Raw genomic sequence first — 14,712 nt, 5'->3', positions numbered from 1 at the left:
GTTATTTGTCTAACTTAAAAACGCTGGTTTACTAGCAGATGTTTAAGCTATCAGATTTTATTGAACGCTACTTAAAGTCATTTATCGTCATTAATTAATCGCCTAAATATTGTTAGTATTTGAGTAACATAGGCGCTATTGTTTATCGCTTTCATCTGCTCTTATAATGGTAATGACGAATACTTATTTAAAATAATGACAATAAAATCCTCCTGTTAGAATGCAAGTGGACTAATGGGGAAATATTGCTCGCTAGATTTTTTGGGTCATCCTTTAGACTGCAACCTATGTATAATGATCAATCTCGCCTCCGCGCCTTATTGCAAGCCACCATAGAGCGCCTATGCCAGCGTTATAAGCTAACCTTGTCGTTGGCCATTTGTCTATGCCTAGGATTACCCGCCCACGCCAAGTATGTCAGCCCGGCGTTGACCGCTCCCATATTAAACACTGATTTGGCCAATTCGCCTACAACTTCACCAGCCAAGAAAAGCGATATCATTGGTCATACTGCTCATGAAATACCTTCTCAACTACCGTCTACTGAGCAGTCTCAGCTAGCAGAAACCGATACTTCTGTAAGCAATCTAGTAGCATTTAGCCCAGCACAATCTGAGCTTGGTGAGCCAAGTTTATACGCGCTGTTGGATGCCGAGTTTGCCGCAGATCGCGATAATAATAAGCGCGCGCTAACTATTTATAAGCAGCAATCTTTTAAACAAGATGCAACTGCGGTATTTGAGCGCGCCCTAAGCTTGTCTTTACGTAATGAAAGCGTTGAGGATTCATTGCGCTTTGCCAAAACTTGGCAAGACCAAAACCCCGACCACGTGCCCGCTTGGTTCTATGTGGCGCATTTGGCCCTGCGCGCGCACGACTATGAACTGGCGGGCGCCACTCTAAATCGCATTTTAAGCTATGACCCGCGAGCCGATCTGAGCGAAATCCTGATTGGCATTTATCCCAATACTGATGAAGACAAACGCGAGTTACTTGCCGCTTTGCAACCTATCGATAGCGAGCAAAACGCTTCGCTTTCGGTATTAAAGGCTGGTTTACTGTATCAATTTGATGAGCCTGAGGTTGCTATTGTCCATATCGATCGTGCCCTTGCGCGCCAGCCAGATTATGTGCCTTTTATCACTTTAAAAGCCGACATCTTACGCAAGACCAAGCCATCAGCAGCCGTGCTTGATTATATTAACCAAGCGCGCCTACGGAACCCTGATAGCAAGAGTTTATACTTATATGAGATTCGTTATTTACTCGATTTGCGGCAAAGCGAGCAGGCTTGGCAGCTATTACTCGATGCACACGGGCGCTTTGCTGATGATGACGAAATCACTTTGCTCGCCGCGCTGGTGAGCTTGGACGTTGAAGAATACGCCAGCGCCGATCAGCTGCTGAATATCTTGGCTAAAAATCCGGCTTATCTTGACCAAGCCTATTACTACCTTGGCATCAGTGCCGAGCGCCAACAGCGCTTTGAGCAAGCAAAATACTATCTCAATGGCGTGATGCAAGAGGACTTGGTGTTAGAAGCGCGGCGAAAAGTGGTGTCGTTTGAGCTGCTAAATGACGACGTCGATGCAGCCATTGCTACTTTAGAGAAGCTGCGTAAAGACTTTAGCATCTTCGCGCCTGACAGCTTTGTCATGCAAGCGGATATCTTATGGCAGCAAAATGAATCCGAGGAAGCGCTACGGTTATTAACGCGCGCCAGCCGCAAATATCCTAATAATGAGATGCTGCTATTTGCCCGCGCCCAGCTGCTTGACGACAAAGACGATTATATCGTCAAACGTACCTTATTGAACCATTTGCAAACGCTCGACCCAACCAACCTTGCTTATCAGCTTAGCTATGCGCAGTTATTGCTCGCCAATGAACGCAGCTCCAAGCAAGGTTTGGCGCTAGCAACGGCTATCATTCAAATCCGTTATGATGACCCGCGCTATGACAATGAGCTGCATTTGCAAGCGTTAAACGTACTCGCCGCCAATGCTTTAGCGAACGAAGATTATCAACAAGTCATCGATTATCTACAAACCCCGTACGACGTTTTTCCAACCCTACGTTCAGGCACGCTACTGCTGCGCGCTTATCAAGGGCTAGGCGATAATGAAAAAGTTGAGGCGTTGCTTGCTGAGTTACAAGAGCGTTTTTCATTTGGGCAGCGCAACGTCAATGATCGTATACAGCTTTATTAAGCAGCTTTTTGCTCAAAGCTTATTGAATACTCATCATAAAATACGATTAAAAATAAAAACGTTTGCGATAAAAACTACAAGCCAGTTATAAGAAATGAACAGCCATGCATCAGCGCGTAACAAATCATGCTTAAGCTAAGCGTTTATTGTTTTATTTAATCTTTTAAAAAATCTATTACTTTTAAAACTTGTTACTTTTAAAACTTGTCTATTTTTGAGGATATATCATGTCAGTATTAAAAAAAAATCAGCCGAATAAACTGGCGCTATTTAGCGCTTTAACCGCCGCGCTCGTTATCACATCTGGTTGCCAATCATTAAAAACCGCTAATGCTACCAACCAGCCTATCGGCACGGTACAAGGTCAGAAACCTGAACAACCTAAAAAGCTTGAGAACTTTAATATCACGGGCAAAATCGGCGTTACCACACCTAGTAAGGACAATTCAGGAAACCAAGGCGGCAGTGCGTTTTATGCATGGGGACAACAAAATGACCGTTTTGCTATCGAATTGATTGGTGCGCTTGGCATTGGCAAAACCAATATCGAGTATAATGGTCAGTCGGCGACTTTAGTCAGTGAAAAAACCGGTACTTTAACCGCTGATGACCCTGAAACCTTGCTCAAAAAAGCCACAGGCTGGCAAGCGCCGATTTCACAAATGCCGTATTGGATATCGGGTCGCCCAGCGCCTTCAGACAGCGCGCCACAGCTTGATGACCAAAGCCGTTTGATTAGTTCGGTCAATGGTGAATGGCAAGCGAACTTTAGTTATAAAGGCAACGACAAATTGCCAAATAAAATCAGTGCCGTACAGTCACAAGGCAATAAAGTAGTGATGACTATCGATCATCAAAAATAATAGCCTTATGTAGACAGTAGAAAACACTATCTTTACTTACAACTCATAAAGACATTTATTTATGACTGAACGCACCACCGCAACATCAGTTATCACGCGCTTGTCACCGGCCAAGATTAATTTATTTTTGCATATCACTGGTAAGCGCGCTGATGGCTATCATAATCTGCAAACCGTCTTTCGCCTGCTTGACTGGGGCGATTATCTGCATTTTACGTTTGTAGACGATGCAGTATTTTCTATTATAGATAAAACCTTCGACGCTACTAAGCTTTGTCATCAGCTGCTAACGCTTGCTGGTGCCGACACCATAACCAGTAGTATCGATGACAATCTGATTTTTAAAGCCGCCCAAGCGTTACTAGCATTTGCTCTTCAAGCTGACAGACTACCTAAGCAGCTGCAATCAGTGCAAATCACCTTGGATAAGCATTTACCAATGGGTGCAGGCTTAGGCGGTGGCTCATCCAATGCCGCAACGACCTTATTAGTCTTAAATGAGATTTGGCAGCTTAACATTACTAAAAATGAGCTGATAAAAATCGCTGCTACTATCGGCGCCGATGTGCCGATATTTATCTTTGGGCAAGATGCCATTGCTATGGGTATTGGCGAGGAGCTGACCGCCATTGATTTGCCCGAGCAAGAGTACTTAGTCTTAACCCCAAACGCCCATGTGAACACGGCTAAGCTGTTCGCCCATCCAAAGCTACAACGAGATATCGACGCCCTATCCATTGACATTATCAAAAGCCAGACCAATGACTATGTGCAACGTTTAAATACACCTTATCAAAATGTGTTTAGTCATGTCGTCACCAGTATCGCCCCTGCCGTCGATGCAGCGTTACGGTATTTGCAAGGGTTAGAATCACAGGCACTTGGCACAGCTCGGATGACCGGCTCTGGTAGCGCGGTATTTTTACCATTGGATGCGAGTATTATTGATGATAAAACGCTGTTGGCAAAGTGGGTTAACAATGCGCCTTGTGCGGCGTACGTAGTGGGGAATCTACAAGTTAAATAGAATTAATAATATGATTTTCTTCGCTTAAAGGTTATTTATCATGAAAGGCAATTCTTTTACGTTATCAATAAGTATTTTGGCCCTTTCAATAGCCATGACAGCCTGCACCAACAATTCTGATACTCAAAACGTCACGTTATCTGCGCCAAAAGTATCTATCGATAATATGGCCAGTGATAGCAGTATTAACGATTTTAAGAATAAGCCCTATGCCCAGTTTTTTACTTATTCATATAAACATGGTGCGGAAATAGAACCAGCTATGGGCGGCATTTTGGTTATGAAAGACGGCTGTTTGCTTATCCAAAACAATGATAGGCTTAACGTTCCTGTGTTTCCTCATGGCATAACCACTTGGAATGAGGAGACCCAGACTCTGACCGCCAATGGCGTTGATATACCTTTGAACACTGAGCTATTTACTAACGGACCCTTAAGCGGCGGGAAATACGACCCTAGTTACGATTATAATTTCGAGCAACAAGCCAACCCTAAATGCTTGGAAAATAGATATATCGTATTTTTGGGTTCACAGTTTATGGACACCACAAATTTGCCAAAACATTAGCCTATACAAGCTCAAACTGAGGCCAAACCCTACTTATAGCGTATAAATAAAATGAGTATAAAGACCATATATAAATTTCCATTAACTCAACATCGGTTTTATTTTCGACCTATTTATAATAAAAGCCATAAAAAGGCGCAAATGACTTGCAAAATCTAAATATTTATTTATAATAGGTCGCCTCAATAGGGGTATAGCCAAGTTGGTAAGGCATCAGGTTTTGATCCTGACATCCGTTGGTTCGAGTCCAGCTACCCCTGCCATTTTTAAGTGTAAAGCGTTCGATATGTCGTCATTATAAGCCGTTTTTAAATAAACGCTTATTTTATTGACATTGACAACGTTATCCCAGTTTCGGTATAGTTCGCAATGAACACCGTTAGGGAAAAGTTATATTGTAGACAGTTTATCTGTTTATAATATAACGAACAGGTCGTGACGCTATTTTAAGCGTAATTTAGTATAAATTATGCCTAGATATCGACGTACACAGCCTAGACATTACAGGGGTATAGCCAAGTTGGTAAGGCATCAGGTTTTGATCCTGACATCCGTTGGTTCGAGTCCAGCTACCCCTGCCATTTTTTACTGTAATAGTAGTCATCAATAGTTTTCCATACTCTTTTCTAAATTTGAGCAGTTTGATACTGCTTAGCGGTCGCTGCTTGAGTTAATCAATAGGACTTCTGTCATGCCTTATTTGGCGATTTTTACGGGTAATGCCCACCCAGAATTAGCAAAAACCGTAGCCGATCATCTCCATATACCTCTTGGTAAAGCTGACATCACGCGTTTTTCTGATGGCGAAATTGCCGTGGAAATCAAAGAACACGTACGTGGCAAAGACGTGTTTATCATGCAGCCTACTTGTGCACCGACTAACGACAATTTGATGGAAATCATGATGATGGCCGATGCCTTGCGTCGTTCTAGTGCTGGCCGGATCACTGCTGTCATGCCATACTTCGGTTATGCCCGTCAAGACCGCCGTCCGCGTTCAGCACGTGTACCTATCTCGGCCAAAGTCGTCGCTGACATGCTAAACATCGTTAGTATTGACCGCGTTATGACCGTTGATTTGCACTCAGATCAGATTCAGGGCTTCTTTGATATCCCAGTTGATAACATCTATGGTACGCCTGTCTTATTGAACGATCTTAAAAAACAAGATTATGACAATATCATGGTGGTTTCACCTGACGTCGGCGGTGTGGTACGTGCGCGCGCGATGGCGAAGCAGTTGGGCGATACCGACATGGCGATTATTGATAAACGCCGTGCCCGTGCCAATGAATCACAAGTGATGCACATCATCGGTGATGTCCGTGACCGTGATTGCGTCATCGTTGATGATATGGTTGATACCGCAGGTACGTTATGCAAAGCCGCTGAAGCCTTAAAGCAAAATGGCGCTCGCCGCGTACTCGCTTATATTACCCACCCTGTCCTATCGGGTAATGCGCTAAAGAACATCAGCGAATCGGAATTGGATGAGATTGTGGTAACTGATACCATTCCATTGTCTGACGCGGCTAAAGCCTGTAGCAAAATCCGCCAAGTAAGTATCGCTCCAATGCTGGCTGAAAGCTTACGTCGTATTAATAACGAAGAATCTATCAGCGCTATGTTTGATGCCTAATTAATGCTTAAGATTTTCTTTCGCTAAAAAATATATTACTAAAAACGCTAAGTTTAATGACTTGGCGTTTTTTTATGTAAGACTGGCGTGCGCTATTTTAGCTAGGTCTTTATTATTGTTAAAGAATCACGTATAATGCGCGCCTGTATTCATCATTCGTTAACCCCTATTATTTTTGGGTATTTTATACTTAGCGACATGATTGATACTTTCTAAAGTATTGATTATCCGGTGATAGACTGGTCGCAAGTCTGTTATTGCTGGTAGATACTTCACATACTCTCTATAGGATTATATCCATGGCTATTGATCATTTTGCAATCAACGCAGTTGACCGCTCTGCTGAACAACAAGGTAAAGGTGCGAGCCGCCGCCTACGTAAGCAGAACCTAGTTCCTGCTATCATTTATGGTGGTGGTGAAGAACCAACTGCTATCTCTATCAAAATCAACGAGCTCGTAAAATCGCTTGAATATGAAGCGTTTTTCTCACAAATTTTGACCATCACTACCGATAAAGGTGATGAGCAACAAGTCGTTATCAAAGACTTGCAGCGCCATCCTGCTAAAGGTTTCCCAATGCATGCAGATTTTCAGCGCATTGTGAAAGGTCAAAAAATCAACATGCACGTACCGCTACATTTTGCTGGTCGTGAAGAAGCGCCAGGTACGAAAGCGGGTGGTATCTTATCTACGCTAGTATCTGATGTTGAAATCGTTTGCCTACCATCACAATTACCTGAGTACTTAGAAATCGACGTATCAGGCATGGAAATCGGTGATCTATTCCGTTTATCAGACATCAAATTGCCTGAAGGCGTAATTATCTTTGATCTTGACATGGAAGATGCGCACGACCGTACCGTTGTGAACATGCAGCCACCAACAGTTGAAGAAGTTGACGAAGACGCTGACGAAGTTGATGCAGCTGACGTACCTGCTACTGAGCAAGGTGCTGAGCCTGAAGACAAAGACGCTGAATAATAATCTTTATAACGCTTATATAGCAGCCTTATGGTTGCTCGGTTATAAAAGATTGGTTTAGTCAAAAAATAGCAGGTGATGAATATCTCCTGCTGTTTTTGTAACTGAGGTTTGAAAAGAAGGTTTAAAAAGTAGGATAAGCACGATCAGTTCATCTTACTTTTCAAACCTTATCTCTTATTTATTAAATTTAAGCAGGGTGTTTTTATGGCCATAAAGCTTATTGTCGGTCTTGGTAATCCTGGTCAGCAGTATATGTTTACGCGTCATAATGCCGGGTTTTGGTTCGTCCATCATTTGGCGCAGCAGTTTAATATTGCCCTCGCCCCTGACAAAAAATTCCACGGGGTGACGGGACGCGGGCAAATTCATGGTCACGATGTGCGCCTGCTCATGCCTCTGACTTTTATGAATAAATCTGGTCAATCGGTGGTGCCGATGGTCAATTTTTATGGTATTAACAATAATGAGCTGCTGATTGCCCATGATGAGCTCGATATACCCGCTGGCAGTATCAAGCTCAAAACCAACGGCGGACACGGTGGTCATAATGGTCTGCGTGATATCACCCCGCACATTGGCAACGACTTTCATCGCCTGCGTATCGGTATCGGTCATCCGGGTCACAAGTCTAAAGTCAGCGGTCACGTATTATCGAAAGCGGCGCCTGATGAGCAAATGGCTATCGATAGCGCGTTAAGTGCTGCTTTTGACGCCTTACCGTTATTATTAGATGGTGATATTGAAAAAGCGCGCTCGCAGATTAATGGCTTTAAATTACCAGAATAATCTGCCGTTGATGGCAAACATTTAAGTCATTTAAATCGCCAAAGCGTAAATTTAGCCGTGACTTTTAGGCAAATAACTTTTATTCTACTTACCCTGTCCCCATTAAGTTTTTGATTTGGTTCATTTATATCAGTTACCCTAAGGAAGCAACCTATGCTACTTAATATGCTCAAGTGCAAATTACATCGCGCCCGTGTTACCCATGCTGAACTGCACTACGAAGGCTCATGCGGTATCGATGGTGACCTACTAGACCTCGCTGGTCTGCGTGAAAACGAATCTATCGATATCTACAATGTCACCAATGGCAAGCGTTTTCGCACCTATGCGATTCGCGCTGAAGCGGGCTCTGGCATTATCTCGTTAAACGGTGCCGCCGCGCATATGGCAGACCTGGGCGATATCGTCATCATTTGTGCTTATGCCCATTTTGATGAAGTAGAAGCCGCTACCTATCAGCCAAAACTGGTGTATTGCAACGAAGACAATACCGTGAAAGACACTGCCAATATCATTCCGGTACAAGTGGCTTAATTATCCATGACTGCTATTTAAGTGATCAATAAAAAAGTTGAATCTGATTAAGATTCAGCTTTTTTTATGCTATTTATTTATCCTGCTTACGGTTTCTAATCACCCGCCATAGCCCTTCATTTTCTGTTTTCGGCATTTTTAAAGTGATGGTATTTGATAGCATGTCTTGTATTGCCAAACCGCGACGATTAAACAGACAAAAGGCATAGTTGAAAACAAAGCCCAAAAAAGCACTGGTCAATAAGATAGCGCGTGAACCACCGATGACACTACCGATGAGTCCAAATATCAGCGGCATCAGGCTCGCCGCCAAGATACGTTTGAACGACTGCCCCCACGTAAGCAGGTCACCATCATTATTGACCGTTTTTAAGCGCCACGTTTGCATACCTAGTGTTTGCCCACCGCGGCGCCAAAATAGCCCGTAGAAGCCCACCAGCGTCAGGATAAACGAAGGGGTCATAATAAAGTTTTGATACCATGTCGGTAGCGATCTGGCTTGCTGTGACTGCGTGCCCGTCTCCATCGTCAATAGCGTACCAATTACTGTCAGCACCGTACCAACCAAAAACAGTAGTGCCAAAATCAACATACCATCATAAAGGATGGCCGCCATACGCGTGCCTGGCTTGGCAATCACTGCCTCTTCGGCAACGGAGTCTTGATGCGCTGAGTTGTTGCGTGGCGATTTTGCTTTAGTAGCAGCTTTTGGTGACGATTTTGACATGATACCAGCCCATAACAAGCGAAAAATAGAGCGCTCATTGTACCGTAATTCAGGCACTTAGCGTACCTTATGATAAGACAAGACTTTTGCTATAAAGACAGGAGATTTGAATTTAGGAAAAAATAACAAGGTAAGATTGTACTGCTATAAAAACGACAGACATAAAAAAATCGCCAAATTGTCATAAGACAGGCGATTAATTTAGTTTTAGCTTAATAGTTAAATAAACAAGTAAGCTAGTATGCAAATGGTGCGCTTGGAGAGATTCGAACTCCCGACCCCTTAGTTCGTAGCCAAGTGCTCTATCCAACTGAGCTACAAGCGCGTACTTTGCACATTATCTACTGAATTATTCAAAAACAATTGCAGTAAATTAGGTTGGTTATTATATAGATAATCTCGCTTGTGTCAACTTATTTTTTAATTAAATTCAAATTATTTTTGAATGCTAAACTAAAAAATTATTAACGCTATTTTTGCGTCATTACTCTTTATAACAACTGAATAAATGGCGGTGAAGGAGGGATTCGAACCCTCGATACGCTTACACGTATGGTTCCTTAGCAGGGAACTGGTTTCAGCCACTCACCCACTTCACCGAACGATTTAAGACACTTATCAAAATATTTTTATAAAAACCATTTCTCTAAACATAGTATCGATGCTAATGATACGTCTTATGCCGTGGGCGAGTATTATAACAAAGCCGAAACGAATTGCAAGCCTTGTCTACAGATTTAATGCCGCTTTTGTCATAATTGTTAATTTAAATGGTTTTATCATTCTCTAGTCATAAGGAATATCTCATTTAGCGGTGAGTTTCCGAGTTTTTAGGTTTTATTACTTATAGTCAAAATATCCCAAAATCGCTACGGCATTGCTGATATATTGATATTACTTTCCACTGATTATATTTACCAAAATCTGCTGGCTATGGCTTTTTGGGCAATGGATGGCTATAGTATTTATCATTCATTATAGGATAAATAAAAGGAAGGGTTATGCGACCGGTAGTACTGTGTTTTTCAGGATTGGATCCGTCAGGTGGTGCTGGATTACAAGCGGATATCGAGGCAGTCGGTCAAGCAGGTGCCCATGCCGCTATCGCTTGTACGGCGATCACCATTCAAAACTCGCAGCAAGTATTTGGTTTTGAGGCTTGTGCGGCCGACTTGGTAGCAGCGCAGGCGACCACCGTGCTCGATGATTTGCCTGTGCGCGTGATTAAGTCAGGTATGCTTGGTACCACTGACAATATCGCCATGCTGACGCGTTTATTTGCCGAACAGGTTATCGCATGTGACACGCCATTTGTCCTCGACCCGGTATTGGTTGCCAATAGCGGTGGCAGCTTGGGCGATGAACAAACCTTGGTAACGGCGTTTAGAAAACTACTGCCCTATGCGACCTTAATCACCCCAAATACGCATGAGCTACGCGCCTTAAGCGGCGAGCAAGATTTGCATATTGGTGCGCAAAAACTATGCGCCCAAGGCACTCAAGCGGTATTGGTCAAAACTTCACACGACTTTACCAGCGGTGATATCAAGCAGTATCTCTATATTAAAGGCGAGATGGTGCATAAAAGCGTTTTACCGCGCCTAAAGGGTGAATTTCACGGTTCTGGTTGCTCATTAGCGAGCTTTATCGCTGGACGTTTGGCGATGGGTGACGCGCTTATCGATGCGGTAAAAGCGGCAGATAGTTGGATTACCCAAACGCTGCGTGCCGCTGATGCGCCGCACCCTAATAATGCCAACGCTCAATTGATACCCAATCGCTTTGTAGAATTTTAGAACAATCTATAGATGGTAAATAAAGAAAGGCGCTCTATAAAATATAGAGCGCCTTTTGTATCTTTTATAGAATCGCTAGTTTTTTAAATTTTATTAGGCCAGCCTAACCCAACATCGGCATAAAATTTGATGCCAAACCGCCAATAAAGATTTCAAGCAGATAAAAGGCAAAAAAGGCAATCATTGGCGATAAATCAATCATACCCAAGTTTGGCGTGATACGACGAAACGGCGCTAAAATTGGCTCAGCCAACATAATAATAATACCAATAATCGGATGCTGAGACTGGGTAAACACCACAATCCAGCTGACAATGATAGAACCGATGACCAGATAGCGACACATGCGTAAAAAGTCTAATATCAAGCTGATAGTACCAGTAAAAAATAGCGGCACAGGCGCGATACCTTTATGGGTCAATGCCGCCTTGCCAGAGATATCAATCAGGCGAATTAAAAACATCAAGACAATGGCAGCAATACTGATACGACCTTGGCCGACAGTGGGGAAAATACGCCCAAATACATCAACGATATGGGTGGCTCTATAAGCAGGCGCAATCATAGGGTTGCTGGCATCCATCCCTGCAAACTGCAGCATAAAACGGATAAATACCAACATCATGGCGAAGGTGGTGACCAAATCAAAAATTTGCAATAACAGGTTGTTCATGAAGTGCTACTCAAGGTGACATTATTAACGGGATTTAGGATGACGAATGTCATTATCAGGCATTTTTATGACTTTAAGTTTTTTATGACTTTAAGTTCTTATAATTATTAATAAGGCAGCTCATCAACCGCGACATGCCCTATCAATAGCGTACTAGCTATTTAGTACTATTTTATTTACTCATCTCTTCGCTTAGCGCTTGGCTACGATCGGCGCAAGCTTGCATGGCTTCAACGATTTGACGGCTGATGTCATTGGCCTGCATGGACTCGATAGCTGCTTGGGTGGTACCATTTGGTGAAGTGACTTTACGGCGTAGCTCGCTTGGTGCATCTTCACTACCCAGCGCCATTTTTGCCGCGCCAAGCATGGTTTGCATCGCTAGCGCTGAAGCTTGCTCTTTATCCAATCCTAACGCGACTCCGCCATCGACCATTGCTTCGATAAAGTAAAACATATAAGCGGGCGCTGAGCCTGATACGGCGGTGACCGCATGCATGTGCTCTTCATTATCGACCCACATGACCAGACCTGAGGCTTCCATCACTGCGGTTGCCAATTGTTTTTGTTCGGCAGAAATATCATCCGTACCGTACAGACCAGTCGCGCCCATTTGAATCATCGCCGGCGTATTTGGCATCGCACGAACAATATTGCTATAGCCGCCGAGCATATTTAATAACAGCTCAGTCGACAAACCTGCTGCCACTGAAATCACCAGCTGCGTGTCTAAAACGTCAGCAAAACCACTGACCACAGCTTTCATGACTTGCGGCTTTACCGCCAATACCACGATGTCAGCACCGATAACCGCCGCTTTTGCATCGGCCGTTGGATCAACCGTATTCAATCCTTTAGCAGCCAATTGCTCGCGCGCTTCACTACTCGGATCAGCAACGGTAATCAGACTCGGTTTGACGCCGCAGCTGATAAGTCCACTAATCAAAGCCTGCGCCATATTACCGCCACCGATAAAGCTGATTTTTTTATTATCTAATACTGACATACGTGTCTCCTATTCAAAAAATGCAAAGGCACTCAAACTAACATAATGATAGGTAAAATGACACTCAGTTTACCATACTGCTACTGGCGTCGTTTGATAAATTGAAAGACTCAGTAATGGCGTTGCTGTTTAAGTAATTATCACTATAGAACGCACCATATTTATTATTTAACAGGTTTTATGCAGAGTTAAATGGCTGTTGATAAATGCGACAAGCTGTTTTACATCTACACTAATATTCGCCTGCTCAGCATTCAACGCCCAGCTTTCAAAAGGTGATAATAATAAAATAGGCAGTTCTATCGGGCAATCGTTCTCTAAAGGCTCATTTTTACTACTTTCTTTATTCATAAAAGTAACGCTCACTACTACCAAACTCTCACGCAGCCATGATGGAATACCTAAAGTTTGATAGAGCTTTTTGCCCGCTTGTGAACGTGATGCTAATGCAGTTTGCACACGCTGATTGCGCTCTAATGGCGCAAAGGTAATCTTAAGCTTATCTGTATCGCTTTCTACGTTATAGCTTTCTAATAGCTGAATTACTTCATTTGGCAAAACTTTTAATTGCCAAGCAAATTTATCCTCATTACGTAAATTAATTGCAACAGGTTGTCTGCCAGTTGCCTGAACATCAGCCTTAATAAGATTAGACTCAGTAAAATTAAATAAGGTTTGAGTCTGCTTGGCAAGCGGCAACTCTAACCACTTGAGCCAATCACTACTTAAACGATAAAGCTGTTGACGATAACGGCGAACAGTATACGACTGCTTGCGACCTTGCCAAAATAGCGCCGTTTGATGGTCATTATCATCACGTTGGCTTAGGCTTAACACATCATCAACGAGCTGTTTGGCTGTCGGTAATGGCTCATCTTGACCAAGCCAATGATGCAATAATTGTCGCTGACGATAAATCGGTAGTTTTTGCAATTTATCTATATTTAGCACGCGCTGGGCAGGCGGCAGCTGTAATGAGGCAACCTCTGTGTGCTGCAAATCCTCGCTTGCTTGGGCATTGATTATTAATTGCGCGTCACTTAATAACTGCGCGCTACGGGCAATATTATCAATAACGTTGGAGTTATAGCTCGCCAATATCGGCATGATGTCTCGACGTAGGCCGCTACGCACATTATCACCAGCATCGTTGGTTGGATCGTCGATATATGGCAGCTTTAAACGCTGAGTATAGGCGCTGATAGTGGCGCGTTTGATAGTCAGCCACGGTCGCCATAATACTATGCGAAGTGTGCCCTGCGTTTGAATGCGCCACGGCTGCATACCTGATAGACCATTTACCCCAGCGCCTTGAATCAGGCGCATTAAAACCGTTTCCGCTTGGTCATCGGCATGATGGGCTAATAATAAAACATCATTTTGATTAAGCTGCCTTCGCATCGCATCATAACGAGCTTGCCGTGCGGCTTGTTCATCTCGACCATTGACCTGCGCCTGTAAAATCCGACAAGGTATATTTTGCGCCTTCGCCCAATTAGCAACGTGCTGTGCCCAAGCGCCACTAGCCGCTTGCAGATTATGATTCACATGCAGCAATTGTGGTAAAAATGGCAATTCCCCCTGCTGATAGAGCTGTACGCAAAGTGCTGCTAATGCCAACGAATCACGCCCCCCGCTACACGCCAGCCAAACTCGCCGACCATGTAGTTGCTCGCCATATTCAGCTAGACTTTTTAACAATGCCTCTGCTAGAACAGCATCGATAGGCAGTTCTGCAATTGGTTCAATGGGGTGTGGAAGGATTGCGCTACTGGTCATAATCGTTCTTATTTACTTGGTGGTTTTATTTACGTATCAATCAATTAAAACATAAACAAGTCGGCACAAAAAAACGCGCCATAAAATGACACGTTTTTATTTTAACATTAAGCGTAAA

Annotated in this window: 13 protein-coding genes and 4 tRNA genes; 11 read left to right on the top strand and 6 right to left on the bottom strand. The window is 43.4% G+C overall.

What is annotated here, in order from left to right; all coding sequences use genetic code 11:
* Nucleotides 1–287 precede the first annotated feature (287 nt).
* The 10 genes from RAH45_RS01060 (at nt 288) to panD (ending at nt 8,613) form a co-directional block, all read left to right on the top strand.
* Nucleotides 288–2,210, top strand: a complete 1,923-nt coding sequence (locus tag RAH45_RS01060; RefSeq protein WP_306495402.1) for a tetratricopeptide repeat protein — start codon at nt 288–290, stop codon at nt 2,208–2,210.
* Nucleotides 2,211–2,437: 227 nt separating this feature from the next.
* A complete protein-coding gene (lolB, locus tag RAH45_RS01055) occupies nt 2,438–3,073 on the top strand; it encodes a lipoprotein insertase outer membrane protein LolB (RefSeq protein ID WP_198327985.1) in 636 nt (211 codons plus the stop codon).
* Nucleotides 3,074–3,134: 61 nt separating this feature from the next.
* Nucleotides 3,135–4,100, top strand: a complete 966-nt coding sequence (ispE, locus tag RAH45_RS01050) for a 4-(cytidine 5'-diphospho)-2-C-methyl-D-erythritol kinase (protein WP_198327984.1) — start codon at nt 3,135–3,137, stop codon at nt 4,098–4,100.
* A gap of 40 nt (nt 4,101–4,140) precedes the next feature.
* Complete coding sequence (locus RAH45_RS01045; protein WP_198327983.1) at nt 4,141–4,668, top strand: hypothetical protein; 528 nt, start codon at nt 4,141–4,143, stop codon at nt 4,666–4,668.
* Between the two features lie 187 nt (nt 4,669–4,855).
* Nucleotides 4,856–4,931 (top strand) — tRNA-Gln (locus RAH45_RS01040).
* A gap of 242 nt (nt 4,932–5,173) precedes the next feature.
* Nucleotides 5,174–5,249 (top strand) — tRNA-Gln (locus tag RAH45_RS01035).
* A gap of 110 nt (nt 5,250–5,359) precedes the next feature.
* Complete coding sequence (locus RAH45_RS01030) at nt 5,360–6,307, top strand: ribose-phosphate pyrophosphokinase (RefSeq protein WP_068404706.1); 948 nt, start codon at nt 5,360–5,362, stop codon at nt 6,305–6,307.
* Nucleotides 6,308–6,606: 299 nt separating this feature from the next.
* Nucleotides 6,607–7,290, top strand: coding sequence for a 50S ribosomal protein L25/general stress protein Ctc (locus RAH45_RS01025; protein WP_068404709.1), 684 nt, complete (start codon nt 6,607–6,609; stop codon nt 7,288–7,290).
* Nucleotides 7,291–7,497: 207 nt separating this feature from the next.
* Nucleotides 7,498–8,079 (top strand): aminoacyl-tRNA hydrolase, encoded by a 582-nt coding sequence (gene pth / locus RAH45_RS01020; RefSeq protein WP_144296768.1) that lies wholly within the window; start codon nt 7,498–7,500, stop codon nt 8,077–8,079.
* A gap of 153 nt (nt 8,080–8,232) precedes the next feature.
* The gene (gene panD / locus RAH45_RS01015; protein ID WP_045443274.1) at nt 8,233–8,613 is read left to right on the top strand and encodes an aspartate 1-decarboxylase; all 381 of its coding nucleotides are present in this window, start codon (nt 8,233–8,235) and stop codon (nt 8,611–8,613) included.
* 73 nt (nt 8,614–8,686) lie between these two features.
* On the opposite strand, the gene RAH45_RS01010 is transcribed toward panD, so the two are convergent.
* From RAH45_RS01010 to RAH45_RS01000, 3 genes are all read right to left on the bottom strand, one after another.
* Nucleotides 8,687–9,340: an RDD family protein gene (locus tag RAH45_RS01010; RefSeq protein ID WP_198327999.1), complete on the bottom strand. Its 654-nt coding sequence runs from the start codon at nt 9,338–9,340 to the stop codon at nt 8,687–8,689.
* A 248-nt stretch (nt 9,341–9,588) separates the two neighbouring features.
* Nucleotides 9,589–9,665 (bottom strand) — tRNA-Arg (locus RAH45_RS01005).
* Between the two features lie 184 nt (nt 9,666–9,849).
* A tRNA-Ser gene (locus RAH45_RS01000) sits at nt 9,850–9,939 on the bottom strand.
* Between the two features lie 402 nt (nt 9,940–10,341).
* Between RAH45_RS01000 and RAH45_RS00995 the strand changes: the two genes are divergently transcribed.
* Nucleotides 10,342–11,136, top strand: a complete 795-nt coding sequence (locus RAH45_RS00995; RefSeq protein WP_306495400.1) for a hydroxymethylpyrimidine/phosphomethylpyrimidine kinase — start codon at nt 10,342–10,344, stop codon at nt 11,134–11,136.
* 103 nt (nt 11,137–11,239) lie between these two features.
* Here RAH45_RS00995 and RAH45_RS00990 read toward each other — a convergent pair whose 3' ends face one another.
* The 3 genes from RAH45_RS00990 to tilS all read right to left on the bottom strand — a co-directional run bounded on the left by RAH45_RS00990 (nt 11,240) and on the right by tilS (nt 14,594).
* The gene (locus tag RAH45_RS00990; RefSeq protein ID WP_306495399.1) at nt 11,240–11,809 is read right to left on the bottom strand and encodes a YggT family protein; all 570 of its coding nucleotides are present in this window, start codon (nt 11,807–11,809) and stop codon (nt 11,240–11,242) included.
* 172 nt (nt 11,810–11,981) lie between these two features.
* The gene (proC, locus tag RAH45_RS00985) at nt 11,982–12,815 is read right to left on the bottom strand and encodes a pyrroline-5-carboxylate reductase (RefSeq protein ID WP_306495398.1); all 834 of its coding nucleotides are present in this window, start codon (nt 12,813–12,815) and stop codon (nt 11,982–11,984) included.
* Between the two features lie 168 nt (nt 12,816–12,983).
* Nucleotides 12,984–14,594 carry a tRNA lysidine(34) synthetase TilS gene (gene tilS / locus RAH45_RS00980; protein WP_306495397.1) on the bottom strand — a complete coding sequence of 537 codons (1,611 nt, stop codon included), beginning with the start codon at nt 14,592–14,594 and terminating at the stop codon, nt 12,984–12,986.
* Nucleotides 14,595–14,712: the final 118 nt, after the last annotated feature.

Origin of the sequence: Psychrobacter sp. van23A (assembly GCF_030845275.1) — a bacterium.
Lineage (GTDB): Bacteria > Pseudomonadota > Gammaproteobacteria > Pseudomonadales > Moraxellaceae > Psychrobacter > Psychrobacter faecalis.
This window is presented reverse-complemented; position numbering and strand designations above follow the sequence as displayed.

Bases quoted from the DNA above. Each gene is read 5' to 3' on its own strand.
- proC (WP_306495398.1), bottom strand. From the start codon at position 12,815: ATGTCAGTATTAGATAATAAAAAAATCAGCTTTATCGGTGGCGGTAAT.
- lolB (WP_198327985.1), top strand. From the start codon at position 2,438: ATGTCAGTATTAAAAAAAAATCAGCCGAATAAACTGGCGCTATTTAGC.
- RAH45_RS01060 (WP_306495402.1), top strand. From the start codon at position 288: ATGTATAATGATCAATCTCGCCTCCGCGCCTTATTGCAAGCCACCATA.
- RAH45_RS01025 (WP_068404709.1), top strand. From the start codon at position 6,607: ATGGCTATTGATCATTTTGCAATCAACGCAGTTGACCGCTCTGCTGAA.
- RAH45_RS00995 (WP_306495400.1), top strand. From the start codon at position 10,342: ATGCGACCGGTAGTACTGTGTTTTTCAGGATTGGATCCGTCAGGTGGT.
- RAH45_RS01010 (WP_198327999.1), bottom strand. From the start codon at position 9,340: ATGTCAAAATCGTCACCAAAAGCTGCTACTAAAGCAAAATCGCCACGC.
- panD (WP_045443274.1), top strand. From the start codon at position 8,233: ATGCTACTTAATATGCTCAAGTGCAAATTACATCGCGCCCGTGTTACC.
- RAH45_RS01030 (WP_068404706.1), top strand. From the start codon at position 5,360: ATGCCTTATTTGGCGATTTTTACGGGTAATGCCCACCCAGAATTAGCA.
- pth (WP_144296768.1), top strand. From the start codon at position 7,498: ATGGCCATAAAGCTTATTGTCGGTCTTGGTAATCCTGGTCAGCAGTAT.
- RAH45_RS00990 (WP_306495399.1), bottom strand. From the start codon at position 11,809: ATGAACAACCTGTTATTGCAAATTTTTGATTTGGTCACCACCTTCGCC.
- ispE (WP_198327984.1), top strand. From the start codon at position 3,135: ATGACTGAACGCACCACCGCAACATCAGTTATCACGCGCTTGTCACCG.
- RAH45_RS01045 (WP_198327983.1), top strand. From the start codon at position 4,141: ATGAAAGGCAATTCTTTTACGTTATCAATAAGTATTTTGGCCCTTTCA.
- tilS (WP_306495397.1), bottom strand. From the start codon at position 14,594: ATGACCAGTAGCGCAATCCTTCCACACCCCATTGAACCAATTGCAGAA.